Here is a 25,855-nt window from a genome sequence, read left to right as displayed (position 1 = left end):
CTCGGCGTTGCGTGTTGCGCAACATCAAAAAGGCAAACGTTCAAGCGCCTGCCTTGACTTAGGCAGGTGAGCCTACGATCCGAGAACCACAGGTGTCGTTGCATTTACGAGCTTTAGACTCTGAAAGGCCCTCAAACCTTCCAAACCACCCTCATAACCATAACCGCTTTGTTTGATTCCAGCGTTTGGCGCATCCGAAGAGACGCCCTTTAGGTGATTGATGCTGATGGCTCCCGCAGAAAGGCTAAGAATCATTCGCTTCTGAATCTCAGAGGATTCAGTAAAGAAATAGGATGCAAGGCCATACTCAGTCGCGTTCGCCTCCGCAATCGCCTGGTCAATCGTAGTGAACGGAGCAACCGTCAAGATGGGTCCGAACGGCTCTTCGCGAAGCACCTCTGATTCAGGATGGACGTTGCTCAGAATTGTCGGCATCCAATAAAATCCCGGTCGATCGATGCGTTTACCCCCGGTTTCAACCCTTGCGCCGCGATTGACAGCATCCTTGGTCAGACGCTCCATGGCTGCAATACGCCTCGTATTCGCCATTGGTCCCATATCAGTCTCAGAATCATCAGGCCTTCCAATCCTGATCCTTTGCGCGGCCCGAACAAGCCGCGCCAGAAACGCCTCGTAGACAGGTCGCGCTACCAGGATTCGGCTGGGAGCGTTGCAGCTTTGACCTGCGCATTCAAACTTGTAGTCAGATATTGCAGAAGCGGCTTTTGCGATGTCTGTATCTTCAAAGACAACGACGGGCGAGTGGCCACCCAGCTCCAGAACGCATCGCTGCAGATTGCTTGCGGCAATCTTAGCGAGCTGCTTACCCACCGGCGTAGAGCCAGTGAATGACAAAGCCCGAACAATGGGCGACCGGAGTAGGTACTCGGAGATCATTGGCGGATCTCCGAACACCAGGCTTACGACGCCGGGCGGAATCCCAGCCTCGTGCAAAGCCTCGACCATGTAAGCGCCAGCACTTGGAGTTTCTTCTGCCGCTTTTAGGATTACCGGACACCCGGCTGCGATAGCAGCGGCAAGCTTCCGGGCGTTGAGGACAGCTGGATAGTTCCAAGGTGTGAACGCGGCAACCACACCAATCGCTTCCGGTACGAGCACTCTTTTTTCGTCAATCGGAAGCGGAGCCGAGAACTTAGCGGCGTGGGTAGCATTCCACTCGAGCATTTCGATTGCGCGCGAGTACTCGCCCCGCGCCTCGGCGAGGGTCTTGCCCTGCTCCCTGGAAAGGGCGGCCGCCGCGGCTTCGATCTTCTCCTTCAAAATTCGCGCAGCACGAACAAGAAGCTTTCCCCGGCTAGCAGCCGAAGTGTTGGACCATGGCAGGAGACTACGCTGTGCAGACGTCAAAGCATCATCCAGATCCGACGCCGAAGCAACGGCCACGCGCCCGCACTCCTGCTCAGTAGCCGGGTTGATCAGAGGGAGGTCAGTGCCACTACCGCCCGCGCGCCACGCCCCATTGACAAAGAGTTGGTACTTCGTGATTTCGGTCATCCGTAAATCGCCGTTATGCTGTTGCTTTTCTTATTCGCTTGGGGAGTCCCCATACCAGGCCGCTCGGGCCGGCGGATACCGTCCCGACACCCTGCCGCCAACCCGCTCATCCGCCTTCCAGCGAGACATTGCTGTTATCAATCAATGTCCCGCCAAAGCGGCCGCCGCTATCATCTCATACGTCTACGTGAATGATACTTCGACGATATGCGCAGACTTTCTCGCAAAATCCGCGCCGTTGGAATGCCGACTGAATACGCTGAATTCTAGATCTTCTCACCGCTGCGGATGAGCTCGTCCATCACTGATCGGACCGCGCTTTGGGTGATCGAAACAATCTCATCTATCTCAGCCTTGGTGATCACGAGCGGCGGAGCGAAACCGAGAATGTCCCCGTGCGGCATGGGGCGGGCAATTAGACCCCGATCGCGCGCCGCTTTGGAGACACGAGCGCCAACCTTGAGGGAAGGATCAAATCGCTTCTTCTTGTCACGGTCAGCAACGAACTCGATCGCACCCATCAGGCCGACCCCGCGCACCTCACCGACGATCGGCAATTGTGCGAACTTCTCTTTGAGTAGAGCCTGGAAATAGCCGCCAACTTCGCGGGCATTGCCGGGAAGGTTCTCTTTTTCAACGATGTCGAGAACGGCATTTGCCGTGGCGGCGCCGATCGGATGACCGGAATATGTGTACCCGTGTGAAAACGCACCGACCTTATCAGCACCGTCTTCCAACACCTTGTATACCTTCTCCCCCACGATTGCGGCGGATAGCGGAAAGTAAGCGGAAGTGAGGCCCTTCGCGGCGGTAATCAAGTCGGGCTCGATTCCGTAGTGCTGCGATCCAAACATACAGCCGGTCCGGCCAAAGCCAGTCACCACTTCGTCGGCAATCAGCAGAACGTCATACTTCTTGAGAACGGCCTGGATCGCCTGCCAATACCCTTCCGGAGGCGGTGTAATGCCACCCGTTCCGAGCACAGGTTCGGCAATGAAGGCGCCGACGGTGTCCGGGCCCAGACGTTCGATGAGCTGGTTCAGTTCAGCCGCGCGACGCGCAGAGAATTCCCGCTCGGTCTCCCCCGGAGTCGCACCCCAATAGTGGTGGGGAGCACCGGTGTGCACAATCTGCGACAGCGGAAGATCCATTTGGTCGTGGTAAAAGCTCATGCCCGTCATCGAGCCAGACACCACGCTGCAGCCGTGGTAGCCCCGCTCGCGCGATATGATCCTCTTCTTGTTCGGCTTGCCCCTCAGATTGTTATAATACCAGACGAGCTTTGCCTGCGTTTCGTTCGCGTCCGAGCCGGACATGCCGTAGAATACCTTACTCATCTTTCCCGGCGCCATCTTGACGAGGCGATCAGATAGGATCGCCAGCTCATCGGTCGTATGAGCCGCATAAGAGTGGTAGTATGCGAGACGGTAGGCCTGGCGCGAGATCGCATCAGCGACTTCGGTACGCCCATAACCAATATTGACGCAATACATTCCAGCAAAACCATCGATAAGCTGGTTACCATGAGCGTCCTGAATTCGGATGCCCTTACCAGTTTCGACAATCGTGGGCTCGCCAAGCCCGCCGGTCGCATAATCCTTAAGCTGCGTGAAAGGATGCAGGACGCTGTTCTTGTCCTTTTTGCTAATCTCTTTGATGTTGATGGTCATTGTACACCACTCTCTCACGCTTCAGGGTTCGCAAAGCAGCCGTTCGGACTCAAGAAGTGCGTCGAGACCGCACTTCGAAGTCTCATGCTGCCATTATTGAAATGCGCATGCGTTCAGGATACTGATGTCGTGAACATATTTGCATCGTATCTCCTGTCGTTCGGAGGATTTCCTGCATGGCACGGGCATTTGGCGCTGCAATTCACCTCAAGGCTGGAGCCACTCATGCAGTATGATCGAACAGACGCCCGCATCCTCCAAATCGTGCAAAAGAACAACCGTCTAACTTCCGAGGTGATCGGCGAGATGGCGGGGCTTTCTGCTACGGCTTGCCAACGACGACTGAAGAGGCTCCGTTCGGACGGCATCATTGAGGCCGACGTCTCAATTGTTTCGGCGAACGCTGTCGGACGGCCTATTCAGATGCTTGTCATGGTGAGCCTGGAGCGCGAGCGTTCAGATATAATCGACAGGTTCAAGAAGGCCATCAAATCGTCAGTTGAAGTCGTCAATGGATTTTACGTCACCGGCGATGCTGACTTCGTCCTCTACATTACCGCGCGTAGCATGGAAGATTACGAGCAATTCACACGACGGTTCTTCTATGAGAACCCAAACATCAAGGGCTTCAAGACGATGGTTGTGGTGGACCGCGTAAAGGTCGGTTTTGCCGTTCCAATTGAGGCTCCGCTCGAGGAATGACCAACGCATCTTATCTAGCTCTCACTTCATGGAAGCGTCCGTTGTTGCGCTTTTTCATCGCTCACTCGCACAGAACGCAAACAACTTGCGCTGCCGTTCCTCTACTCTGACTGCCGTTAACGCGGAGCTGAGAGAGTCGTGTCTTATTGGCGTTCGGAAGGAGAAATTGAGACACCGGGAATATTGCGGTTCATCGGATTGCATCTCCCGTCCACGTTGGCGAGACGTTTCAGAATATTCGAGTCGGCTGTTTATGACCTTCACCTGAGGTTCGACACCGAAAAGCTAACCACTTTAGGCTTCCCTGACGTCAAGCCAAGATTCTTGAAATCAAGTCTACGGCCATCCGTTTTCCGACCTAAGTTCATTTCCCCCCATCCGAACAATGACGCTGCTGTGTCGAACAGGACGACGAAGCAGTCCGCAAGAAGCTTCGTGCTGACGCTTGCGCGGCGCAGAGTGAGTTCTCGCGCGCGACGTGACAACCACCAATCGCCATTGATGGGCCTGGACATTAGCGACCCTCGTCAAGCTGACGAATGCAAATTGCGCAAAGCAGATGAGCTTGAAGGAGCGCTACCTGAGTTACTTGCCGTCAGGTTACCTGGTCGATGACTAATATGGTCCAAGTTCAAGCCGCGCGAGACGACGCACGAGCTGATATGACCGATCAGTCCAGGCCGCAGACATCAAGCGGCGATGGAATCACGGCTCCGTTCCGATTTCCGGCATTCCGACGAATTTGGATTGCGAGTCTGCTCGCCAATGTTGGCAAGCTGATCCAGGGCGTCGGGACGGCTTGGGCAATGACGCAGATGACGTCGGCGGCGGACAAGGTTGCGCTTGCGCAGACCGCGCTCATGCTACCCGTGATGCTGATTTCGATGCCGGCTGGCGCCATTGCCGACATGCATGACCGTCGCATCGCGGCGCTGGTTGCGGTCTCGATTGAGCTTTGCGGCGCGATCGCGATGGTCGTACTCGATTGGTGTGGTCTCATCACGCCGAATCTGTCGCTGCTGCTTTGCTTTTTGGTCGGCAGCGGCATCACATTGAGGGGTCCCGCCTGGCAATCCGCTGTCAGCGAGCAAGTACCGGCCGAAACGTTACCGGAAGCGGTTGCGCTCGACGGCATCAGCTACAACATCGCGCGCAGGTTCGGGCCTGCAATCGGCGGTATCGTGGTTGCAATGGAGGGTGCAGTCGCAGCGTTTGCGCTGAACGCGTCGCTCTATCTGCCGCTAAAGGTGGCGTTGTTGCTCTGGAAGCGTGTGGCGCCGCCGTCCCGGCTACCACGCGAGCAGCTGGGCCATGCCATTGTCCCGGGCATTCGTTACATTACAAATTCGCCGTCGATCAAGATTGTGCTGGCCCGCACCATGGTAACCGGCGTCATCGGCGGCTCGATTTTGGCGCTCATGCCGCTGGTCGCGCGCGATCTGTTGCATGGTGGTGCGCGGTATCATGCTCGGTGCCTTTGGCTTTGGTGCCGTCATAGGGGCGCTGTTTCTTACCGAAGTGCGCAGGCGCATGAACGGCGAAGCTGCAGTGCGCGCCTGCACGCTCTGTAGGGCCCGCGCGATTGCGGTGGTGGCGTTGAACCGTGAACCCTTTCTGACTGCTGCAGCACTGATCTTGGCCGGCGCTGGGTGGATGATGGCGCTGACGTTGTTCAATGTCGCCATACAGCTCTCAGCGCCGCGCTGGGTAGCGGGCCGCTCGTTTGCGGCCTACGAGGCTGCGATCTCAGGCGGTATAACGATCGGCAGCTGGGGTTGGGGCATCTGACCGATGGCGCTGGGGTACGAGGGTGCCCTGCTGGTTTCCTTGGCCCTTATGCTGCTCTCCCCGCTGGTTGGGCTCTGGCTGCGGATGCCCTGCATCAGCCCGCGCGGTGAAGACGCCGAGGCGTTGGAGGATCCGGAGGTGCGGCTCGCGCTCACCCGTCGCAGTGGGCCACTTGTGGTCGAAATCGAATATCGTGTGGCGCAGGAGAATGCGCGTGCCTTTCACAACGTGATGCGGGAAGTACAGCTCTCACGGCAACGCAACGGCGCTTACGGTTGGTCGATTCGCGATATCGCCGATCCAGAACTGTGGACGGAGCGTTACCACTGCCCAACCTGGCTCGATTATTTACGCCAGCGCAACCGCTCGACCCGGTGAGAGCGGGCACTGGGTCAACAAGCGCTGGCTTTTCACATCGGCCCTGAGCCTGTCCGCATCCGCCGGATGCTGGAGCGTCCGTTCGGATCGGTTCTTCTCAATAGAAGACGTGCCAGATCGCAGTGCGCACGGACTCGTTCCTGGTGATGCGAGCGAAGAGACACTGGTAGTTATCGGTGAAGGGTCGATGATTCACCGACTTTTATGCGCAACGGGCGACCAGGCGATCGCTCCTGATGATAACTGATCGCGATTCTTCCTTCCGAGCCGCTCGACGCAAGGACCTCGGTGGGCGAATTTTCACGTTCGTGCATTATCGTTCAAATCGAAGGTCGGAAAGCCTAATGTATACCGGCACTCTAAACTAAGAGATAACGCTCCTCATGCTGTCGAAGAAGTGGAGGTGTTATGGTTGTTGACTGACGGGGAGGCGGGCGGCGCAACCCACTTGTCTGTCGGACCTGAAGCCACGCGAGTTTGACCTCACCGGCGGCTGCTTAATCTGCAGCCGCGCCATAGCGGTTTGTTGCAGGGCGAAAGGCTTCAACATAGCTATGCCGTATTGCCCCTGACCTGCCACTGAATTTTCATCCAGCAGCGGTTAGAGTCTCGGGGTTTTTTGCAGCGAGACCGAACTTTGGACCACCCAGAATTAGAGTTTTGCGCTTCTGTCACGTTGGCGGGCTGGTTGCGCCAACGTGGTTTTGCAGCAAAATCGGCGGTCGATTTCCGATCGCCCCATGCGGCCGTTCTTCGTTATACAACAAGGTTTGAGAACGCCCACAGGACCGTTCTTCGCGAGGTTCTTTATCGGTATCATCCTTGGTTTGGTCGCCGAGTTTGCGTTCATGGGGCCGTCGACAAGGCCGGTGATATCGTTTTTCGCTGCACGCTGGACGGGTCGCAAGCAGATCGTTGGATTGAAGTACCGGCATGGACGTTCGACCGGACGGTACGCCCTGACCCCGAGCTTTTGACAGCTCAGCCGTTTGTCAGCATTGACGCACTTGCAGCGCTTTCTGCGCTTCTCGATCTGGCGTTGAAGGATCGAACGCCATCAGCTGCCCTGCTTTCTGGCGCACCCAGAGCTTCTCACGACCAGAATCGGGGAGAGACCGATGCCACGACAGACGGCAATGCCAGGGAACGCATACCGACACAATCGACAACCACGGCCGCAGCAGATGGATCTGTTCGGGAGCGGCCTGCCGAACGGCGCCCTCGGCGCACCCGCATGGCTGGAATTGCCGGCGGAGGCCCGGGCAGCTCTCATGAGCCTGATGACGCAGTTGATCCTCGATCATGCCGCGACGACAGCGACGCCGCGCGCGAAGGAGGTCGATCATGATCTCTGACAAGGTCAGGCCTCATCATCTGGAGCGCAAGGCGATTCTTTACGTGCGTCAATCCTCAGCGCATCAGGTGCTGCACAATCGCGAGAGCAGTGCGTTGCAATACTCCATGCGGGACCGGCTCACGGCGCTCGGGTGGGCAGAGGTTGAAGTAATCGATGATGATCTCGGTCGTTCAGCCGCCGGCGGCGTACAACGCGCCGGGTTCGAGCGAATGGTAGCGGAGGTTTGCCTCGGTAAGGTTGGGGCGGTTTGCGCCCGCGAGGTCTCGCGCTTCGCTCGCAACAGCCGGGATTGGCAGCAACTCATTGAGATGTGCCGCGTGGTCGATACCGTTCTGGTCGATCAGGAGACCATCTATGCGCCAAGGCACGGCAACGACCGCCTGCTGCTCGGGCTCAAGGGCAGCCTCAACGAGTACGAGCTGGATCTGTTGCGCCAGCGCTCGCTCTCGGCCCGCTACGAGAAGGCGCGCCGCGGCGAGTTGGTTGTGGCGACGCCCGTCGGTTTCGTGAAGGCCGGCGACCGTTATGAGAAAGATCCGGATCGGCGTGTCCAGGAAGCGATCAAGCTGGTGTTCGACAAGGTCGAGGAACTGGGCAGCGCGCGACAGGCGCTCTGCTGGCTCCACGAGTACAATCTCGATCTGCCGGTGAAGCAGACCAACGGCGACACGGCCTGGCGGCGACCGAGTTACTCCGCCATCCACCGGATCATTGAGAACCCGGTCTACGGCGGCGCCTATGCTTATGGTAAGACGGCTGTGGCGGCGGGATACAGCGCCGAGGGCGTGAGCGTGAAGCTCCGCCGCATGGCGCGGAACGAATGGCTGGCGCTGAAGCCCAACACCCACGAAGGGTACGTCAGCTGGGAGAGGTTCGAGGCGATCCGCACCATGGTCAGCAGCAACGTTCCCACCGGTCGGCATCACGGCGCGCCCAAGCATGGTGACGCGCTGCTGGCCGGTCTGATCCGGTGCAAGCGCTGCGGCCGCAAGCTCACACTCCGGTACTCCGGCATGAAGCACCATATCCCGCGCTACAGCTGCAGCCGCGCCTGGATGGACAATGGCGGCCCTCACTGCATCGCCTTCGGCGGATTGCGCGTCGATGATGCAATCGAAGAAGCACTGCTTGGCGTCGTTGGTCCGGGCGCTATCGCCGCTGCAACCGCGGGCGCCAAGGAAGCCGGGGAACGGCGGGATCAGGTGCGCGATGCTCTCAGTCGTGATCTCGAAGCGGCGCGCTATGCCGCCGACCGGGCCTTCCGGCAATACGATGCCGCTGACCCCGCGAACCGGCTGGTGGCGAGTGAGCTGGAAGCGCGCTGGAACAGGGCGCTCGCTCACGCGGTGGAGGTCGAGGGCAAGATCGCTATGCATGATGCGGCGACGCCCGCCCCCATTGCTGATCCAGCTTCGCTCGGCGTACTGGCCTCGAACCTCAAAACGGTCTGGGATGCGCCGACGACGGATGCTCGCCTCAAGAAGCGCATTGTGCGCACCCTCATCCATGAGGTCGTGGCCGATATCCACGACGCGGCCTCCGAGATCGTTCTCATCGTCCACTGGGTGGGTGGCGCCCACAGCGAGTTGCGCTTGCCCAAGCGCCGGCAGCGCAACAGCACCTCTGCCGATATCATCCAAGCCGTGCGTCAACTGGTGCTGATCGCCAGCGATGACCTGATTGCCGGCATCCTCAACCGCAACGGCCTCAAGACCGGCAACGGCAATCGCTGGACCCGCGAGCGCGTCACATCAATGCGCTCGAACTACCACATCGCGGTGTTCAAGCCCGCCGAGGACGGAACCGAACCCTGGCTCAACCTTGGCAACGCCGCAAAGCTCCTGAAGATCGCGCCCAAGACGCTTCGGCTGGCCGCTGAAGCCGGCGAGATCGATGCCATCCATCCTCTGTCGGATGGTCCGTGGATCTTCGCCCGCGCCGCTCTCACAATGTCCGCTGCCAAATCCATCACCGAACGGGCACGGCTGAACCCCAAATACCCCACGGGATCGCATCCCGATCAGCAAAGCCTCTTCACTTCAACAACATAGATAGATGGGTGTTCTGATGCGCGATTGTAGTATCTGCGCCAAGTCTCCACTTTTTCCTGGGCGTCCGCAAGGGACAGGAACCAGCGAGTGTTGAGGCATTCGGCCCGGAAGCGGCCGTTGAAGGCCCCGATGAACGCGTTGTCGGTCGGCTTGCCAGGCCGCGAGAAGTCGAGTGTGACGCCGCGCTGATAGGCCCACAGGTCGAGATCACGCGACGAACTCGCTGCCTTGATCGACGCGGATCGTTGCCGGGAATCCGACTTCCTTGCAGGCCGTTTCCAGCACCTCCACGACGTCGGTGCCGCGGAAGGTGAACCGCGGCGCCAGGGCCGGCGAGAAGCGCGAGAAGGTATTGACGATCGTAAGCACGCGAAGCCTGTACCCGCTCGCCAACTGGTCATGGACGAAGTCCATCGCCCAGGTCTCGTTCGATCGTGTCGCCGGCCTGTGATCATCGCGGTGCTTGGCCTTGACCCGGCGCGTTTGGCGTTTTGTTGCGCAATTGCAGGCCCAATTCGCGCTAGATGCGCCGCATCTTGTTCTGGCCATGGCGCCAACCTTCACGACGAAGCAGGACGTGAGCACGACGATAACCGTAGCGGATACGAACATGGCAGCTCTCCTAGACTTTCTGTTCGAGGGCAGCCTGGTCGGAGCGACGACTTGTAATGGTAGGTCGAGCGGTCAAACTCGAGAGCGCCACTGCCCTGCGGATCGAAACCTGCCATTCGCTGCGGATCGGCGTCGACCAGTTTGCGCTTCCGTCCAGGCTTCATAGCTTTCGGCGGATCACGTCCTGCAGCATCTCCTTCGAGCGACAGATCGGCAACCAGCTCTTTTCAGCTTGCCGTTCTCCTCCTCGAGTTGTTTCAGCCGCCGCATCTCGGTCGGCAGCAGACCATCATACGTCTTCTTCCAATTGAAGTAGGTCGCTTGGCTGATCACGACCTTGCGGCAGATCTCCGCCACCGCAACGCCGCCGCTGCCCTGCTTCAGAATGAACGCCTTCTGGGCGTCCGAAAACTTCGAGGCCTTCATCGTCCGTCGCTCCTCCCAGCCGAGGGATTCGGCAGCGAAAACTTTAGCCAAGAATGGTCCAGTTTGTCGGCCTCAGATCACAACCCTGTTTGTTTGGAATTCTGGACCTCTCAACCTCCACGTTAACTCAAGCACTCCAGCGGAGTGTGAGCGAACTTGTCGACCTTTCTCAAAGAGGGTCACTCCTAAGAGTGGTCCCGTCCAGGTCAGGGAGGAAACGAGGACCCGCTCGTTTATTGGTGAAAATGGCAGGCGAGACTGTCAGCCACGGTCTTATAAGTGAGCCGGCCGCGATAGACGTTCAGATCTTCAAGCACAGCCGCAAAGCCCTTGTTGGCGCGAGCCAAACCACACGGTAGCGTTGAGTTATTGAGTGCGCGGCTTGAGGTGAGCGGAACAGCTCTCGGCATATTGGCCGCAGTAATGAATGACCCCGCCGACCTCGTAAATTGGATCAGCGTGCGTCGTCGGACGCGAAGTTTCAAAGCAGCCAGCTTGATCCATGGCGACGTCAACGACCATGGAGCCCTTGCGCATCGAACTCAATATTTTACGGCTGCCCCGCTTCGGCGCGCTCGCTCCGGGCACAAGTACCGCGCCGATGACCACGTCTGCCGCAAACACCTCCTCCTCGACGCTGTCCTTGGTCGAGGACCTGGTACGGACGGGTCCTTCGAACAATTCATCGAGCTCGCGGAGCCGGACCAGCGATCAATGATGGCAATCTCGGCACCGACACCGAGGCCATGCGTGTCGCATGCGTACCGACAACGCCTCCTCCGATCATCACAAAATGGGCCGGCTGGACACCAGGAACGCCGTCGATCAACACCCCGCCCGCCTGTATATCGCTTCAGCGCCGTGCCGGCCGCCTCAATTGCAAGCCTCCCCGCGCAAGCAGCGAAAGGCCACCGCAAGCGTCAGTCTCGATTTCCTAGGCGATTGGCAGTGCGGCCAGACTGCAGCCGGCCCTCCGCCTGCCCCGAGTCCGGCGCGCAATATGCAGAAACGTGAAAAGTCTCTGGTTCTCTCGCAGCTGGACGCGTTCGGAGGCACGAATCGCATATTGGGCCGGGTGACGGCTTCGCAGATTGCTGCTGCATGAGCGGCGTCGTTCTTGGCTCCCGTCGGACACGGGGTTTGACGTAGGCCGGAGGGATCAATCTTACATCGTGTCCAAACAGTCGGATCTCGCGCGCCCAATAGTGAGCGGTGGCGCAAGCCTCGACACCGACCAGGCAGGGTACGAGCGGGGAGAAGAAGGAGATTACCTCGCCTCGGCGTAGGCGACCAGTCACCCGGCCGTGGCTATCAACTGCATGGATGTGAAATACGTGCTTCGAAATGTCCAATCCAATTGTCGCGATTTCCATTGGTTAGTTGCTCCTGTCAGCGGGTCCGTACATCGCCAGTATGTCGCCGACGCGGAAGGAGCGGCGCCGTCTTTCCCATCAACGGCCGGCTGCGGGAGACGCTGTTCACGTCACTGGCCCAAGCCCATGTCGCGCTTGGATGCTGGCGGGCCGATTACAACGACATACGACCATACTCGCAGCTCGGATGGAAGACGCCGTCGGGTTCGCCTTCACCTGCCGCCCGCGCCGGGAGCTCGCGCTGCGCTATGCCGAGGGCTCCGCGCCAACTCCCCTCGCTTCCACCGCCCAGCACGGCAAATCCAACGGCAAGGGCGAACTCAGGACTACTTGATGTGTAAGCGCGAATTTCTCCGCACCTTTTGCTTTTGAGTGCTCTGATGCATGAGGTGTCCACCAAAATAGGTGGACACCTTGTGATGGCAGCGGATGATCAGAAACTGCGGGTCAGGCTTGTTGGCCGGAACGGTCGCCGGCGCTACGAGGCGGCATCGAAAGAGCGTCTTGTCACGGCCTGCCTTGAGCCTGGGGTTTCGGTATCGAGGCTTGCACTCGAACATGGGGTCAACGCGAACCTCCTTCGGAAGTGGATCAAGAAGCACACCGCCACCAGGTCGCTGCCGCCGTCCTCACGCCCGGCGTTCATCCCGGTTCAGCTTGAGGGGTCCGCCGATCGAGCCCTGTCGCGGCAAGACAGCGTGGCGACGGTGGATTTGCCGGCGACTTGCGATGAAATGCGTGGTTCGGAACCCAAAGGGACTCCAGCTTTTTGTTCTCCGGCCAAAGTGAGCGTGTCGCTGCCGAACGGCGTGAAGCTCGCGCTGGAATGCGGCGATGTGGATGCATTGACGGCGATCATCGGAGCACTGGGCCATGTTCAGACTGGGCGGTGACCTGCAGGTCTATCTGCACCGTGAGCCGATCGACTTCCGGGCTGGCATCAACAGCCTTGCGGTCCTGGTCCAGGAGACGATGGCGCTCGATCCATTCACTCCGGCGGTTTTTGCGTTCTGCAATCGCCGTTGCGACCGGATGAAGTTGCTGTTCTTCGACCGGTCCGGCTTTGTGCTGGTCCTGAAGCGGCTGACCGAGGACAAGTTCCGATGGCCGCGCCGCCAGGGAGGCGGTCGTCACGCTGACGACCGAGCAATTGCACTGGATCCTTGACGGCATCGATATCGATGCGATGGTCCGCCATCCGGTGCGGCAATATCAGGTTGCCGGCTGAGCTCTCGAGTTGAGCGGTTGACGCGTCGGTACGGTTCAGATTCAAGAATCCGATGAATCGAACCGGCGATCCGAGTGTTGAAGTGCTGTTGGCGCGCATTGCTGCGCTGCAGGCGGATAACCATCAACTCGCCGACCGCGTCGTCAAACTCGAGGAAGAACTGGCGCTGGCACGCCTGCATCGTTTTGCGCCACGCAGCGAAAAGCACGTCGATCGTCTCTTCAATGAAGCCGAGCAGGCCGCCGATGAGGATGACGCCGGCAGTGAAACGAACAATATCGCCGAACTTCCGGACACGGGCTTGCCACCCGTCGAAAACACAACGGGAAAGAAGCGCGGCCGCAGGCCGCTGCCGGCGAACCTGCCGCGTGAGCGCGTCGAGTATGACCTGCCCGACGATCAGAAGGCGTGTCCTTGCTGCCGTGGCCAGATGCATCGCATGGGCGAGGCTGTCACCGAGCAACTTCATATCGAGGTGAAGGCGAAGGTTTTACAGAACGTACGCTTCAAATATGCGTGCCGCCATTGCGATCGCACCGGGATCAACGCCCCTGTCGTGACCGCGCCGATGCCGACGCAGCCGCTGCCGGGCAGCGTTGCCACGGCCTCAACGCTGGCGTTCGCGCTGGTTCATAAATATGTCGATGGCACGCCGCTCTACCGCCTGGCGCAGGCCTTCGAACGCGCCGGTGTTCCGGTCAGCCGCGGCGCTTTGGGTCGCTGGGTGATCGGCTCGAGCGAGAAACATCTCTCCCGCATCTATGACGCCCTGAAGCTGCGGCTCAGATCGCAGCCTCTCATCCATGGCGACGAGACGACGGTTCAGGTCCTCAAGGAGAAGGACAAAAAGGCCACCAGCACATCGTATATGTGGGCTTATCGCAGCGGCAAGGGCAGTCACGAGCCCATCGTTCTTCTGGATTATCAGCCGGGCCGCGGCCAAATCCACCCGCAGGCCTTCCTCGGCGATTACCGCGGCATCGTGATGAGTGACGGCTATACCGCATGGCGCACGCTGGAACTGGCCACCCACATCGGCTGCATGACCCACTCCCGGCGGCGCTTTGTCGATGCCCTCAGGGCGAGGAAGAAGGGCGGCGGTCCGCCCGAGCAGGCGCTGCGGTTCTTCGACCAGCTCTACCGGGTTGAAAGGCAGGCGCGGGACGGAATACCGGAGAAGGGTGAAACACAGGCCGACTGCATTCGCCGCTTCCGCCAGCAACATAGTGTCCCCATCCTCAATGCTCTCAAGGTATGGCTCGATGACATGGCCCCGAAGGTCTTGCCTGACAGCAAGCTCGGCGACGCCGTATCCTACACCCGAAACCAATGGGAATATCTGACGCGCTACACCGGGGACGGCAGCATGCCGATCGACAACAATCTTCTGGAGCGCGACATCAGGGTTTTTGCAACTGGCAGGAAGAGTTGGTTGTTCAGCGATACCGTGGACGGAGCCAAGGCCAGTGCCGTCGTCTACAGCCTGATGCTGACCTGCCGCGCCTCACGTGTCGAGCCGTTAGCGTGGTTGCGCCACGTCCTCACCGAATCGCCTCAGCGCGCCGGCGACGCCGATATTACCGACCTGCTGCCCTTCAACTTCCACAAAGCCGCCACTGCCTGAACGGCCCGGTATCGCCCGATACTAGGGCAATCCATCAAAACCGCCGGCGTCATCGTGCGGGGAAAATCGCGCTTACCTTGATGTGGCGGAACGGCCCGCTCCAACAGCATCAAAGTGCTAGAGCGTGGTCGTTGAAACAGGTTATCACCATCGGGCTGGATCTGGCCAAGCACGTTTTCCAGGTTCACGGGGCGGATGCCGAGGGCGTACCCGTGTTCAACCGGAAGCTACGGCGCAGCGAAGTTCTTCTTTTTTTCGAGAAGCTGCCACCATGCCTAGTGGGGATGGAAGCATGCGGTAGCGCCCACGATTGGGCGCGCGAGATCGCAGCTCTCGGTTATGAGGTGCGGCTCATTCCGCCAGCTTATGTCAAACCCTTCGTCAAGCGTGGCAAGACGTATGCGGCGGACGCGGAGGCCATCAGCGAAGCGGTGACCCGAAAGACCATGCGCTTCGTGCCGATTAAGACGGCCGAGCAACAGGCTGCCGCGATGGTGCTGAAGGCCCGCGCTCTTCTAGTGCGGCAGCGAACGCAGGCGGTCAACGCGTTGCGCGCGCACCTAGCAAAATCGGAAATCATCGCCACCGCCGGCTTGGCAAAGGATAAGACGCTGGTCGCAAACGTACGGGACGAGACGGATGCACGCCTGCCCGCAGCAGCGCGCTTTGCGCTGATGGCTATTGCCGACGAGATAGCAGCTCGAACCACAGGCGATCGTCCAACTGTGCCTGCCTGTGCTCCGGCAGCCACTCGCGAGATCGCGCGAGAAACTTCCTGCAGCTCTTGATGCTGGAATACGGATCAGGGCGAACCGACCGCTCCGATCCATTGCCATGCTTGAAGCCGAGAACTCACACGTCTCCGGCCGCTATCCATGCTTGCCCCGCATGACGGCAGCGAAACGTCACTACCACCTCGATCTTTGCACCTCAGTCAATGAAGTCGATAATGTGGGTATAAGCTGACATATTGATATAGCGATGCGTTACTTCCTCATCCACCTCTATGTCCTTTATCGCCACAATGCTTACCCACGCGCCGGACTCTTCATCGGTCCAGATTCTTTGAGAATTTGGGTTCGAGGAGTGGTTCATTAGTGAGCTCAAACCGAAGACAACGTATCCTGTCAGAGCATTCCCCTTGGGCTGATCGCGCCGCACGAAGTAGTACTCCAAGACTCCCGTGCGATCTAGCAGCTGGGCTGTAGCCTCATCAAATCCCCACGTCGGGGCGCGATCAATTACATCTCCAACCTTAAAACAAAGATTTGCAAATACGCCGCGACCTTTTCGGGGCACAGTTTTGACATACAGGGCGTTGCTGCGATCAAAGACCTTATCGACCATCGTCCCCTACCTTCTCGGACTTGCGCATGGACCGTTTACTTCATTGTGCTCACTACTGGGCGCCTTCCGAGCGGAGAAAGCTTGCCCTCAAGACTCCAGACACCTACTTAAGACAACAGCTACAGATAGATAACCACCCAATACGGTAGGCGACTTAATCAAGCACCACTTGGGATGCAAGGCAGCCAACAGATTCCTGGCGGCATGGAGGCTATTCTGGAGAATTGCGTTGACCCTGGCGACCCGCCTTGTGCGCGGCCTCACGAGAACACTACGTTCCTAATATTTTTCGACGCTAACGTCCTACACGATCGCTGACCGGCAACAAGGGCTGTTGTAGAAACGGCTAATTCGTTAGCGCAGCGGGAAGCATTTTTGAACGTCGTGCTACGTCACGACCGTGGCTACGTCCTACGTCTCAAAGCCACTGTATCGAGATGATACGGGAGGTTAGTCGCAGTGTTTCAGAAAGTCGTGACGCTGTATTCGATTGCTAACGATCCTCCAGCGCCAGCTGCATGTGGCGCGTAAAGCCTTGCAGCTAACGAAGCCGCCGTTTCCATTCTCGTCCATCCTGGAGCTTGTTCGCGAGCTATGCGACTCCGACAGCTGAAGTCCGCTGTTTCTCTTGCAGCAGCGTCAGATGGGGCATCGCCGCCACAGTTACGACGGCGCAACCAATAGGGGAGTAGCCGATCACTCCGTGACGCTCGACGCATCGGACGACGAGTTCCGACTCACAATTTGACGACTTGGAACTCCCCCTGACGATGGCATACACCTTCAGCGCCGTTGCGCTGTCCACTACTGCCGACAAGGGCGTATCCGTAACGGCCGAGAGCCTCGGGAATGACTATTCAATTAAACAATACATTCACGCGCCACAGGCTATAGCGAAATCAGCCAGCAACGGCCGGCTTGCTTCACAGGTCGAGTGAGGTACGCGTCCACTCAATCGTATCCCCCGTTAGGCTTTCAATTACCCATAACTTTGACCACTCGGGCGATCCGCTGACCGGCAAAATCTTGATCGAACGAATCACTTGTGATCCTTTCTGAGCACCTGATTCGCGAGGGGGTGCTCTATGGGGCTGACATTAAGGGATCGACCGGCAAAAGGCTGTTTGCGATCTCCTCAAGGTGAATGTGGATTGATCGAGAGTAGTGGATGCGAGTTTAGGGACGCGCGGCTCGGCGATAGATTCCGCAAACTGCTCGCGCAGATTGGAAGCGCCATGGGACAAAGCATTCCGCTCGTCTGCCACGATTGGGCGAATACCAGGGCAGCCTACCGCTTCTTCTCTAATGACCGGGTCAGCGAAGCGGACATTCTGGCCGGCCATTTCCAATCGACGCGTGATCATGCCGCCGCCACTGAAGGTCTCGTTCTTGTGCTGCACGATACAACCGAGTTCAGCTATGAACGCGAGAAGTCAGAAGCGATCGGCATCACCAAGAGCATAAACAGCGGACGGGATAAGCCGGGTCGCCTCAGATCGCACACGGTTTGCGGCATCCTGATGCATTCGAGCCTCGCGCAATCGAGGGGGTACCCGCGGGGTTGGCGCCCGTTAAGTTCTGGACCCGGAAGAAATTCAAGGGGACGGCAGCGCTTAAGGAAGAAGATCACTCGGACCCGGATCCCCATCGAGAAAGAGGGAAAGCATCCGGTGGTTGGAAAATCACAAGCAGTCTACTTATCCGGGACGATGCATCCATATTGGTGATCGCGAGAGTGACATTTACGAGCTTTTCTGCGCAGCACAGGGGATCGGAACTCATTTCCTGATCAGGATCTGCATCGACCGCTTGGCTGAAGGCGGGGATCACACGATCGCCGACGAAATGGACGAGGTCGCCGTCAAAGGGCTCCATCGCATCGAAGTCGGAGATAGCAACGGCGATCCCGACCAGGCCGTGCTTGAGATCAGGTATCGCAAGATCCGCGTCCTGCCGCCGATCGGAAAGCAGAAGCGCTATCCCGCACTGACCCTGACAGTGATCCATGCCGAAGAGCGCGGGACGCCGAAAAATAGAAAGAAGATCGATTGGAAGCTGATCACCGACCTGCCTGTTGGTTCCCGCTCCGACGCCATTGAGAAGCTGGAATGGTATGGTTTGAGATGGAAGATCGAGGTATTCCACAAGATCCTCAAATCCGGCTGCAAAGCTGAGGAGTCGAAGCTAAGGACCGCCCAGCGTCTCACCAATCTGATCTCGTTCTTTTGCAACCTGAGTTGGCGCGTGTTCTGGATGACGATGCTCAACCGTTCCGCCCAGACGCAGCGCCAACCCTAGCGTTGACTGCCACTGAAATCGGCGTGCTCGATCGCCTTGTCAACGACAAACCAAAAACAAGACAGAAAACGCTCTCACACTATTTGATCAAGATCGCCCGGCTCGGCGATTTTCTCGCCCGCGCCAGCGATCCGCCACCCGGCAATACCGTCATGTGGCGCGGGCTGACACGCCTCACCGACATCGCGCTGGAGAAGATTTTGTCGGTAATTGAAAGCCGTTAAGGACCGTCTGTTTAACGGACGCGAGGGCTGCAAGTCTAAGGGGTAATTTCTAGGAGAAGCGGTATTGCGATTTCGTGGGTAGAGGCGATCACAGTGGTCGAGCGGCTGCGTCGGTGATCGCAGGATGAAAAAGAATGACTAGTTACAGCATCGCCCAAGCCAGGAGCCACTGTTTCCGAGGTGGCTCGCATGGCCGGCCTTCATGTGGGCCAGCGCGGCGCAAAGAGCTCTGCAAGCACAGTAAGACGAGTATAGCGCCGTCTGTGCCGCCGCGGGATATGGCCGAAGGACCATTGACGGCGGCGCCGGCGCGTCGACGGAGGAGCCAGGGCATCATCGAGGTCGATCTTGGTAGCGGAGACCGCATCCGGGTCAATAGGCGACGTTGATGGAGACGCGCAGCGTCGAGTGCTCGATGCCCTGGTGCGCCGATGATCCCGGTTCCGACCGGCGTGCGAAGGTGGCTCGCGACAGGCTACACGGTATGCGCAGAGGCTTTCCGTCGTTGGCACTCCAAGTGCAGGAGGTGCTGCGCCAAGACCCGGTCAGTGGTCATCTGTTCGTCTTCCGCGGTCGCCGCAGACAACAAGCGACAGTTTTCGTTTTGCGGCGATCGCGTATCCGTGGCAACCGCTGTTCAGGCGAACCCTGCAGGTATCGCCGTTCACGGCAAGGATTTGACGTGCATCTACACGGATGAGCGGCCTGACCTTTGCCGTGAGCTGCCGAACTGGATGTTTGACGAAGGCTACTGCGCCGGCATGACGCTCGGGCAGCCTGAGATCAGCATCGAGGGTCTCAACGAGTTTGCTGCGGTTCTTGCGTCGCTCTCGGAACGAATCGGAAGCGAGGAGCACAATCCGGTCCTTCCAAGCAGAAGGAGAAGAGTTGTGCAGAGAAGCCTTTGGTCAGCTCGTTTTCGAGCTCGAAAATCACAATCGTCAAGCGCCAGCGGAGCGAAGCACGGAAGGACTGGTCGAGGACTTGGCGGACCTCCTGCTGGAAGCCCTGAGGGCGGAGGAATCGGCGATGAAGGGGGCGGCGATGAGCAGCAAGGTCACCTCTGAACTCGGCCGTATTGCCGTGGTCTACGTTCGCCAATCGACGATGGCGCAGGTCACGGGCAATCTTGAAAGCCAGCGCCGGCAATATGAGCTGGCGGGAGCTGCGGAGAAGGCGGGGTTCGCGTCGGCAACGGTGATCGACGAGGATCTTGGACGTTCCGGTTCCGGCAGCGTGCAGCGGCCCGGCTTCGAGCGGCTTGTGGCGATGGTTTGCTCCGGCGATGTCGGAGCCGTTTACTGCATCGAGGCTTCGCGGTTAGCGCGAAACGGGCGCGACTGGCACCACTTGATCGACTTGTGTGCGTTGGCGGGAGCCGTGGTCATCGACCCAGATGGAGCCTATGATCCGCGACTCGTCAATGATCGCTTGCTGCTCGGTCTGAAGGGGACGATGCCGGAATATGAGCTGAGCTTACTGCGACAGCGCGGCATCGCCGCCCGCGACTCCAAAGCGCGGCGCGGGGAATACCGCTTCATGCTGCCGCCTGGCTTCTGCTGGAGCGAAGTGGGCAAGATCGAAATCGACCCAGACGAACATGTGGTCGCCGCGATTCGGCTCGTCTTTGCCAAGTTCACCGAGTTGGGTAGCGCGGGTCAGGTCTTTCTTTGGCTGCGGTCGGTCGACCTCAAAATGCCCGTCGTCCTGCGCAATATTGATGTCTACAAGCTGATCTGGAAGGCGCCAGCCTATCACAGCGTTATGCAGATTCTGCACAATCCACTGTATGCTGGAGCCTACGCGTTCGGGCGGAGAGCTCAGCGAACGCGGATTGTCGATGGACGGGCGCGCAAAGTCAGCGGGTTCGACAAACCCCGCGAAGAGTGGAACGTTCTGCTGCGCGATAATCATCGCGGCTATATCAGTTGGCAGTTATGAAGACAATCAGAAGCTACTTCTCGAAAACGCTCATATGAAGAAAAATTGCGCACGTAAATCAGCGCGCGGCGGCCGTGCGCTTCTGACCGGTCTCATGCGGTGCGGACGCTGTGGGCGGATGATGCGTGTCTTCTATGGCATGGCGAAAGGAAACGCGCATCGCTACCAGTGCCGCGGCGACGACGCGCATATGGGTGCGGGACTATGCATTGGTATCGGTGGGGTTCGAATTGATCGCGCGGTTGCCTGGCAGATAATGGAGGCCGTCTCAGATCGCGCTGTGGAAGCGTCGATCTTCCTCAGATCAGGTCGAGCGTTCAAGAAAGGAAGTTGTCGCTGCCGTTGAACGGGACCTTGACTGAGCACGCTATGATGCATCTCTCGCCTCGCGTCGATACGAACTTGTGGATCCCGCCAAGCGCCACGTCGCCCGCGAGCTTGAGGCGCGTTGGAACGAGACGCTGGAGCACGTGGCGGGACTTGAGCGTCGAATAGAGGAACTGTCCGCCGTGTCGGCAACGCGTCCAAAGATTGATCGCGCTCGCTTGCTCCAGCTTGCTCGTGACCTGCCGGTAGTATGGAACGCATCTTCAACGGACACGCGAACCAAGCAGCGGCTCATCCATATCCTGGTTCAGGAAATCGTTGTGTGAACTCGACGACGCCACCAACGAGGCCGTTCTACTGGTTCACTGGCGCGGCGGACGCCATACAGAGGTGCGTGTCGCGCGCGTCAAGACTGGCCGGTATCCGACCGACATGGCGCCCACCGCAGTGATGCGCTCCGCAAGCTTCCCGGACACTGGCCTGATCGAGAACTTGCGGTATCGCTCAACCAAATGCGCTGCAAGACGGGCAATGGCGAAACTTGGACAACGGTCCGTGTGCGCGAAATGCGCGAACGTATGGGCCTCCCCGAATACGACCCCACCCAAACTGGGGTTGAGATGATCAGTCTTGCCGAAGGACCCGAACGGCTCGGCATCTATGTGGGATCTGCGAAGAGCCTCGCACTCAGAGGCGTATTGCCGGCGACTCAAGCGATGCCAGGCTCGCAATGGCTCGTTCCGGTCGAAGCGCTAACCTCCGAAGAAGTGCGGATAGGCGTGCAGCGCGCGATTGCCAGGCGACCAAAGTTCTACGAAGAATATCAATACGATAGACTTAGACGACTGCCCGGACTCTGACAAATGGATGCATTATGAAACGCGCTGTGGCGATCTTGTGAAGGTGATCTGGCACGATGACCAGGGAGCATGCCCATTTACCAAAAGACTCGAGAGAGGAAAGTTCATCTGGCCATCGGTTGCCGGTGAATCGGTAACGATCTCTCCGGCGCAGTTGAGCTATCTGTTGTCCGGGATCGATCGGCGCAACCCTCAAGAAACCCATCATCCGACGCTGGTCAGATAGCCGTTTTTACGGTTTGAATCTGCTGCTTGACCTGATTCAATGGCGTCATGATATCGAAGCCGGACGATCTTCCACCGGACCTTGCGAGTGCCCTGGCGGCGCTGCAGGCCGAGCGTGAGGCGCGGCTGCGAGCCGAGGCGGTGGCTGCCAATGCGCAGGCGGAGCTGTCGGATAACGAGGCGCTGATCGCGCATCTCGAGCTGCGGATTGAGAAGCTCAAACGCGAACTGTACGGGCAGCGCTCCGAGCGCACGGCACGGCTGCTCGGGCAGCTCGAGCTGGAGCTCGAAGAACTCGTCACCACGGCGAGCGAGGGTCAGCTTGCCGCGCAGGCCGCAGCGGCGAAGACGCAGAACGTTCGCCCCTTCATGCGCAAGCGACCGGTGCGCAAACCATGGCCGGACGACATCGAACGCGAACGCGTCGTCATTGAGGCTCCAACGACCTGTGCCTGCTGCGGTGGATCGCGGCTGGCGAAGATCAGTGAGGGGGCAAGAGGCTGGAGGAGATCCCGCGCCGCTGCAAGCTGATCGAGACGGTACGCGAGAAGTTCACCTGCCGCGATTGCGAGAAGATCAGCCAGCCGCCCCCGCCGTTCCATGCCACGCCGCGGCTTCATCGGCCCACAATTTTTGGCGACGATCCTGTTCGACAAGTTCGGCATGCATATCCAGCTCAACCGCCAGGCCGGCCCTTGCCGCCGTCGCCGGAGCCGTCGTCGTCCGGCTTCGCGGCCGTTTTGGCTTCGGCAGCAGCCTTGGCTTGAGCTTCCAGCGCGCCTTGGCGGCACGGATCTTCTCGAGCCGCTTCTCTCTATTAGCCATCCAGTCCGGCATCTCGTTGCCGCGCTTCAAGGCACCGAACTGGCGGTCCTCGGCCTTGTCGGTCTGGGCGGCTTCGGCGAACCAGCGTTGGACTTCCGCTGCAAGCCTCGGCTCGGCCTCTTTCATCCGGCCATAGCTCATCGCTTTGTTGATCCCGGCATTGGCCTTGATCTTGGTGCCGTCGAGCGCCACATGGCCAAGCTTCACAAGGCCGGCCTCCCGGCACAGCGTCAAGACCTGCCGGAACAGGCCCGATAATACTGCGAGATGGCGTTTGCGGAACTCGCTGATCGTGCGGAAGTCTGGAGGTCGCTTCCCCGTTACCGCCGCAAAATCCAGTCGCTCCTCGCAGCCCCGCGCGATCTTGCGCGACGAGTAAACCCCTTGGCTGTACGCATAAAGCAGCAGCGCCACCATCATGCCAGGATGATAGGGCGGAAAGCCGCGCTCCTCGTCGTAGACATCCATGATCGCCGACAGGTCCGAACCGGTGCGAACCGTGTCGCGGACAAAGTGCGCCACGTGCCCGGAAGGCACCACATCCTGGATCGACGGCGGCAGCAGCTAAACCTGATCAACGTCCCACGGACGAAATGTCTTGCTCATCCATCGTTTGAATCACGATGCTTGTACTTCGTCGAGAAAAATCAGATTACTCAGACAGGCTCCTAGTCGGCCACGGCACCTTCGGCGTCATGGCGCTCTTCCACTTGATCGAACGGCATGTGCTCTCTGCCGAGCGTCTTCTTGGCGATGACAGGACCATCCGTATCCTGGCTAACGGCAAGTGCACGACCGAGCGGATCTGGACTTATGTGCGTGTGAGCCGCCCGCGGGCAGCAACGCCAGAATGACATTCGCCTTAAATCGGTGCAACCGTCCATCACAAGATGGGCTGCACGTTACGAGGCATGGCGACGCCTTGCCGGCAGACCGGGTTATAGTGTGACCTCCGAGCTCAGGTCCACCAGAGAACAAGATCCGGCCGCGCAAACCCGAGGAAGCAGTTCAGCAGAAGGCGACTCTTTCCGTTCCCTGATTGTCGGGTGACTCCGTGAACAAAACCGCCGTCGATCAGAGCTATATCCCCGACATTGAGCTGAAAGTCGCGACAAGGAACGGCTTCGAGATAAGTTGTCGAATAGGGATAGCCTTTGGTCTCCACGCCCTGCGATTTTCGGTCGGTGACTGTCGGCTTATGGCTCCAGATCCGCAGATTCCCGCCTTGCTCGGCCATGCTGGGATAGAAGTTGAGCGCTGCCACAGTGTTGTTCGCCACAGCCGGTAACTCACAATCTTTCCCGGCACATAGGACTTGAGCGGCGTCGTCGTGAGGCTCCAAAGCATACATACCCGTACCAGACCAACGGATAGCGCGACATATATTAGCCTGCCCGCGGTCCGAGCGGGCGAGCCGCAATTCAACGCCCTGATTGTGAAGCTCGCGCTTGAGCGCGTCGAATAATCCGCGGACCGGATCAACCAAATTGCCAAAAAGAGCGTCGACGAACGGTCGCGCATTTTCCGCCTCAGCGAAATAGGTGGCAGCATCCTTCCTGTAGTGAGATGCGCCAACATATTGTCCGGGAACGCCATCTTTGCGCTCTTTGAGGCCGGGATTGCGTGCAAAGTTCGCGGTGATCTCTTCGGCTACTTCGATACTGAAGGCTTGTCTAATGTGCAGTCCGGTGGTCTCACCCTTCAGGACTGAAATGATCTCCGCAGTGCTGATCGAGCCGGTTCGTTCTTTAATCGTAAGAGGCGAGATCGCTGGTGTTTGAGATGTCTGGGCAGTTACCATTGGCTTGCTCCTGTAGTGCTTGATTGAGGATGGCGATGCCACGATCGAGATCGTCGTCGGTGATAGTTATCGGCGGAAGGACTTTAATGACGTCGCGATTCGGCCCTGACGATTCGATCAGCAGGCCGTTGCCGAAGGCTGCATCGTGCACACGGTCGACAATTGCCTGTGAGCGGCACTTGAGGCCGGCCATCAGACCGCGGCCGCGCTTTTCTTCGATGCACCCTGGAAACTTCGCAAGTAAGTGATCAAGATGTCCTTGCAATCTCACGGCCGTCCGCTCGACGCTTGCCGTAAACTGCTTGTCGGACCACATTTTGCACATCGCTCCTGCAGTCACGAACGCGAGATTATTGCCCCTAAAGGTTCCGCTATGTTCTCCTGGATGCCATACGTCAATTTCGGGACGAATCAGAACAATGGAGAGCGGATTGCCTGCTCCGCTTAAGGACTTCGAAAGGCAGACGATGTCCGGTTCGATTCTAGCGAACTCGAATGAGAAGAACTCGCCGGTTCGTCCAGCACCTGCCTGAATGTCGTCGACGATCAAAACAACACCGTGTTTACGGCAAACACGCTGGATTTGTCTAAGCCAAGCTGCGGAGGCGGTGTTCATGCCGCCCTCTGCCTGGATGGTCTCCAGAATGATTGCGGCGGGTTTTTCTATGCCGCTCCCCGGGTCGCCCAGTACGTAGTCGATATAGCTCGCGGAATCGAAAGCTCCGTTCGGATAGCCGTCGTAGGGAACACGGATCACGTCGTGACGAGCAACGCCCCCTAATTTCTTGGTCGACGCTGAACCCGATATAGCCAGAGAGCCGAGCGACATGCCGTGGAATGCATTTGTAAATGCCATGACACTCGAGCGGCCTGTATATTTTCGCGCTAGTGCAAGCGCAGCTTCGTTAGCATTGGTGCCGGTCGGCCCAGGAAATTGCATTTTGTAGGAGAGCCCCTTAGGTTTCAGTATTGAGTCGACAAACACTTCAATGAATTCACGTTTTGCCGCTGTATACATATCAAGCGACAACAGAATGTTCCCACCGGCGAGATAATCAATTGCTGGTGCAAGAATATTCGGATTGTTGTGTCCGTAGTTCAGTGCGCCGGATCCTACAAGAAAATCGATATAGGGCTTGCCGGCTTCATCCCAGATTGTCGCTCCGAGAGCCTTTGTAAAGACTGTCGGAAAGGACCGCCCATAGCGACGAACGTTAGACTCATGAGCCGCGAAAGCATCGGTGTTCATTTCAGAGATCCATCTGCATTACGCATCGCATTCA

The 25,855-nt window shown here is 58.7% G+C and carries 19 protein-coding genes and 10 pseudogenes; 19 read left to right on the top strand and 10 right to left on the bottom strand.

The window, feature by feature from the left end; all coding sequences use genetic code 11:
• Positions 1 to 72 precede the first annotated feature (72 nt).
• Together IVB26_RS06690 and IVB26_RS06685 are read right to left on the bottom strand one after the other, a co-directional pair.
• Positions 73 to 1,515: an aldehyde dehydrogenase family protein gene (locus IVB26_RS06690; protein WP_247971055.1), complete on the bottom strand. Its 1,443-nt coding sequence runs from the start codon at positions 1,513 to 1,515 to the stop codon at positions 73 to 75.
• A 266-nt stretch (positions 1,516 to 1,781) separates the two neighbouring features.
• Complete coding sequence (locus IVB26_RS06685) at positions 1,782 to 3,185, bottom strand: aspartate aminotransferase family protein (protein ID WP_247971054.1); 1,404 nt, start codon at positions 3,183 to 3,185, stop codon at positions 1,782 to 1,784.
• 225 nt (positions 3,186 to 3,410) lie between these two features.
• On the opposite strand from IVB26_RS06685, the gene IVB26_RS06680 reads away from it, so the two are divergent.
• From IVB26_RS06680 to IVB26_RS06665, 4 genes and pseudogenes are all read left to right on the top strand, one after another.
• On the top strand, positions 3,411 to 3,887 hold the full coding sequence (locus IVB26_RS06680; protein WP_247973089.1) for an Lrp/AsnC family transcriptional regulator: 477 nt from the start codon (positions 3,411 to 3,413) through the stop codon (positions 3,885 to 3,887).
• 662 nt (positions 3,888 to 4,549) lie between these two features.
• Positions 4,550 to 6,146, top strand: a pseudogene (locus IVB26_RS06675) (MFS transporter); the annotation flags it as partial.
• A gap of 1,091 nt (positions 6,147 to 7,237) precedes the next feature.
• Positions 7,238 to 7,408: a hypothetical protein gene (locus IVB26_RS06670; protein WP_247389130.1), complete on the top strand. Its 171-nt coding sequence runs from the start codon at positions 7,238 to 7,240 to the stop codon at positions 7,406 to 7,408.
• Positions 7,398 to 9,461 carry a recombinase family protein gene (locus tag IVB26_RS06665; protein ID WP_247971053.1) on the top strand — a complete coding sequence of 688 codons (2,064 nt, stop codon included), beginning with the start codon at positions 7,398 to 7,400 and terminating at the stop codon, positions 9,459 to 9,461. Before IVB26_RS06670 ends, IVB26_RS06665 begins: the two co-directional genes overlap by 11 nt.
• Here the strand turns inward: IVB26_RS06665 and IVB26_RS06660 are convergent.
• From IVB26_RS06660 to IVB26_RS06650, 3 pseudogenes are all read right to left on the bottom strand, one after another.
• A pseudogene (locus IVB26_RS06660) lies at positions 9,431 to 10,499 on the bottom strand (IS3 family transposase). The gene IVB26_RS06665 and the pseudogene IVB26_RS06660 sit on opposite strands and share 31 nt — an antisense overlap.
• Before the next feature lie 228 nt (positions 10,500 to 10,727).
• Positions 10,728 to 11,550: pseudogene (locus tag IVB26_RS43145) on the bottom strand (alanine dehydrogenase); the annotation flags it as partial.
• Positions 11,517 to 11,872 (bottom strand): annotated as a pseudogene (locus tag IVB26_RS06650) (IS110 family transposase); the annotation flags it as partial. The pseudogenes IVB26_RS43145 and IVB26_RS06650, both read right to left, overlap by 34 nt.
• Before the next feature lie 80 nt (positions 11,873 to 11,952).
• On the opposite strand from IVB26_RS06650, the pseudogene IVB26_RS06645 reads away from it, so the two are divergent.
• The 5 genes and pseudogenes from IVB26_RS06645 to IVB26_RS06625 all read left to right on the top strand — a co-directional run.
• Positions 11,953 to 12,206, top strand: a pseudogene (locus IVB26_RS06645) (integrase core domain-containing protein); the annotation flags it as partial.
• Between the two features lie 85 nt (positions 12,207 to 12,291).
• Positions 12,292 to 12,765, top strand: coding sequence for an IS66-like element accessory protein TnpA (gene tnpA, locus IVB26_RS06640; RefSeq protein ID WP_247973088.1), 474 nt, complete (start codon positions 12,292 to 12,294; stop codon positions 12,763 to 12,765).
• Positions 12,746 to 13,039 carry an IS66 family insertion sequence element accessory protein TnpB gene (tnpB, locus tag IVB26_RS06635; protein WP_247971051.1) on the top strand — a complete coding sequence of 98 codons (294 nt, stop codon included), beginning with the start codon at positions 12,746 to 12,748 and terminating at the stop codon, positions 13,037 to 13,039. Before tnpA ends, tnpB (IVB26_RS06635) begins: the two co-directional genes overlap by 20 nt.
• Positions 13,040 to 13,152: 113 nt before the next feature.
• Positions 13,153 to 14,724 (top strand): IS66 family transposase, encoded by a 1,572-nt coding sequence (gene tnpC / locus IVB26_RS06630; protein ID WP_247971050.1) that lies wholly within the window; start codon positions 13,153 to 13,155, stop codon positions 14,722 to 14,724.
• Between the two features lie 131 nt (positions 14,725 to 14,855).
• A pseudogene (locus tag IVB26_RS06625) lies at positions 14,856 to 15,422 on the top strand (IS110 family RNA-guided transposase); the annotation flags it as partial.
• 232 nt (positions 15,423 to 15,654) lie between these two features.
• Here the strand turns inward: IVB26_RS06625 and IVB26_RS06620 are convergent.
• Positions 15,655 to 16,071 (bottom strand): SET domain-containing protein-lysine N-methyltransferase, encoded by a 417-nt coding sequence (locus IVB26_RS06620; protein WP_247971049.1) that lies wholly within the window; start codon positions 16,069 to 16,071, stop codon positions 15,655 to 15,657.
• Between the two features lie 1,085 nt (positions 16,072 to 17,156).
• Between IVB26_RS06620 and IVB26_RS06615 the strand changes: the two genes are divergently transcribed.
• From IVB26_RS06615 to IVB26_RS06600, 4 genes and pseudogenes are all read left to right on the top strand, one after another.
• The gene (locus tag IVB26_RS06615) at positions 17,157 to 17,798 is read left to right on the top strand and encodes an IS4/Tn5 family transposase DNA-binding protein (RefSeq protein WP_247971048.1); all 642 of its coding nucleotides are present in this window, start codon (positions 17,157 to 17,159) and stop codon (positions 17,796 to 17,798) included.
• Positions 17,746 to 18,369, top strand: a complete 624-nt coding sequence (locus IVB26_RS06610; RefSeq protein ID WP_247971047.1) for a hypothetical protein — start codon at positions 17,746 to 17,748, stop codon at positions 18,367 to 18,369. Before IVB26_RS06615 ends, IVB26_RS06610 begins: the two co-directional genes overlap by 53 nt.
• A gap of 2 nt (positions 18,370 to 18,371) precedes the next feature.
• On the top strand, positions 18,372 to 18,593 hold the full coding sequence (locus IVB26_RS06605; RefSeq protein WP_247971046.1) for a hypothetical protein: 222 nt from the start codon (positions 18,372 to 18,374) through the stop codon (positions 18,591 to 18,593).
• 388 nt (positions 18,594 to 18,981) lie between these two features.
• A pseudogene (locus IVB26_RS06600) lies at positions 18,982 to 19,137 on the top strand (hypothetical protein); the annotation flags it as partial.
• A gap of 1 nt (position 19,138) precedes the next feature.
• Here the strand turns inward: IVB26_RS06600 and IVB26_RS06595 are convergent.
• Positions 19,139 to 19,450, bottom strand: coding sequence for a hypothetical protein (locus IVB26_RS06595; RefSeq protein ID WP_247973406.1), 312 nt, complete (start codon positions 19,448 to 19,450; stop codon positions 19,139 to 19,141).
• Between the two features lie 31 nt (positions 19,451 to 19,481).
• Between IVB26_RS06595 and IVB26_RS06590 the strand changes: the two genes are divergently transcribed.
• The 5 genes and pseudogenes from IVB26_RS06590 to IVB26_RS06570 all read left to right on the top strand — a co-directional run.
• On the top strand, positions 19,482 to 20,534 hold the full coding sequence (locus IVB26_RS06590; protein WP_247971045.1) for a recombinase family protein: 1,053 nt from the start codon (positions 19,482 to 19,484) through the stop codon (positions 20,532 to 20,534).
• Positions 20,434 to 20,880, top strand: coding sequence for a recombinase zinc ribbon domain-containing protein (locus tag IVB26_RS43140; protein ID WP_346732861.1), 447 nt, complete (start codon positions 20,434 to 20,436; stop codon positions 20,878 to 20,880). Before IVB26_RS06590 ends, IVB26_RS43140 begins: the two co-directional genes overlap by 101 nt.
• Before the next feature lie 58 nt (positions 20,881 to 20,938).
• Positions 20,939 to 21,187, top strand: a complete 249-nt coding sequence (locus IVB26_RS06580; RefSeq protein ID WP_247971044.1) for a hypothetical protein — start codon at positions 20,939 to 20,941, stop codon at positions 21,185 to 21,187.
• A gap of 541 nt (positions 21,188 to 21,728) precedes the next feature.
• Entirely contained in the window at positions 21,729 to 21,947 is a 219-nt protein-coding gene (tnpB, locus tag IVB26_RS06575) for a transposase (protein WP_247971043.1), read from the top strand.
• Between the two features lie 47 nt (positions 21,948 to 21,994).
• A pseudogene (locus tag IVB26_RS06570) lies at positions 21,995 to 22,636 on the top strand (IS66 family transposase); the annotation flags it as partial.
• Here the strand turns inward: IVB26_RS06570 and IVB26_RS06565 are convergent.
• Positions 22,632 to 23,335 (bottom strand): annotated as a pseudogene (locus tag IVB26_RS06565) (transposase); the annotation flags it as partial. The pseudogenes IVB26_RS06570 and IVB26_RS06565 sit on opposite strands and share 5 nt — an antisense overlap.
• 107 nt (positions 23,336 to 23,442) lie before the next feature.
• Here IVB26_RS06565 and IVB26_RS43425 point away from each other — a divergent pair.
• Positions 23,443 to 23,610 (top strand): annotated as a pseudogene (locus IVB26_RS43425) (IS66 family transposase); the annotation flags it as partial.
• A gap of 119 nt (positions 23,611 to 23,729) precedes the next feature.
• On the opposite strand, the gene IVB26_RS06560 reads toward IVB26_RS43425, so the two are convergent.
• Both IVB26_RS06560 and ectB read right to left on the bottom strand, forming a co-directional pair.
• Positions 23,730 to 24,572 (bottom strand): 2OG-Fe(II)-dependent halogenase WelO5 family protein, encoded by an 843-nt coding sequence (locus IVB26_RS06560; RefSeq protein WP_247971042.1) that lies wholly within the window; start codon positions 24,570 to 24,572, stop codon positions 23,730 to 23,732.
• Positions 24,520 to 25,821 (bottom strand): diaminobutyrate--2-oxoglutarate transaminase, encoded by a 1,302-nt coding sequence (gene ectB / locus IVB26_RS06555; RefSeq protein ID WP_247971041.1) that lies wholly within the window; start codon positions 25,819 to 25,821, stop codon positions 24,520 to 24,522. The genes IVB26_RS06560 and ectB overlap by 53 nt, the downstream gene beginning before the upstream one ends.
• Positions 25,822 to 25,855: the final 34 nt, after the last annotated feature.

Origin of the sequence: Bradyrhizobium sp. 195 (assembly GCF_023101665.1) — a bacterium.
Taxonomy (GTDB): domain Bacteria; phylum Pseudomonadota; class Alphaproteobacteria; order Rhizobiales; family Xanthobacteraceae; genus Bradyrhizobium.
The sequence above is the reverse complement of the archived record's forward strand: the minus strand, read 5'-3'. Positions and strand labels throughout refer to the sequence as shown.

What these genes read in the sequence shown, in the direction of transcription:
- IVB26_RS06690 (WP_247971055.1), bottom strand. Translation starts at nt 1,515, where the DNA reads ATGACCGAAATCACGAAGTACCAACTCTTTGTCAATGGGGCGTGGCGC.
- IVB26_RS06685 (WP_247971054.1), bottom strand. Translation starts at nt 3,185, where the DNA reads ATGACCATCAACATCAAAGAGATTAGCAAAAAGGACAAGAACAGCGTC.
- IVB26_RS06680 (WP_247973089.1), top strand. Translation starts at nt 3,411, where the DNA reads ATGCAGTATGATCGAACAGACGCCCGCATCCTCCAAATCGTGCAAAAG.
- IVB26_RS06670 (WP_247389130.1), top strand. Translation starts at nt 7,238, where the DNA reads ATGGATCTGTTCGGGAGCGGCCTGCCGAACGGCGCCCTCGGCGCACCC.
- IVB26_RS06665 (WP_247971053.1), top strand. Translation starts at nt 7,398, where the DNA reads ATGATCTCTGACAAGGTCAGGCCTCATCATCTGGAGCGCAAGGCGATT.
- tnpA (WP_247973088.1), top strand. Translation starts at nt 12,292, where the DNA reads ATGGCAGCGGATGATCAGAAACTGCGGGTCAGGCTTGTTGGCCGGAAC.
- tnpB (WP_247971051.1), top strand. Translation starts at nt 12,746, where the DNA reads ATGTTCAGACTGGGCGGTGACCTGCAGGTCTATCTGCACCGTGAGCCG.
- tnpC (WP_247971050.1), top strand. Translation starts at nt 13,153, where the DNA reads ATGAATCGAACCGGCGATCCGAGTGTTGAAGTGCTGTTGGCGCGCATT.
- IVB26_RS06620 (WP_247971049.1), bottom strand. Translation starts at nt 16,071, where the DNA reads ATGGTCGATAAGGTCTTTGATCGCAGCAACGCCCTGTATGTCAAAACT.
- IVB26_RS06615 (WP_247971048.1), top strand. Translation starts at nt 17,157, where the DNA reads ATGGGGCTGACATTAAGGGATCGACCGGCAAAAGGCTGTTTGCGATCT.
- IVB26_RS43140 (WP_346732861.1), top strand. Translation starts at nt 20,434, where the DNA reads ATGGACGGGCGCGCAAAGTCAGCGGGTTCGACAAACCCCGCGAAGAGT.
- tnpB (WP_247971043.1), top strand. Translation starts at nt 21,729, where the DNA reads ATGCATTATGAAACGCGCTGTGGCGATCTTGTGAAGGTGATCTGGCAC.
- IVB26_RS06560 (WP_247971042.1), bottom strand. Translation starts at nt 24,572, where the DNA reads ATGGTAACTGCCCAGACATCTCAAACACCAGCGATCTCGCCTCTTACG.
- ectB (WP_247971041.1), bottom strand. Translation starts at nt 25,821, where the DNA reads ATGAACACCGATGCTTTCGCGGCTCATGAGTCTAACGTTCGTCGCTAT.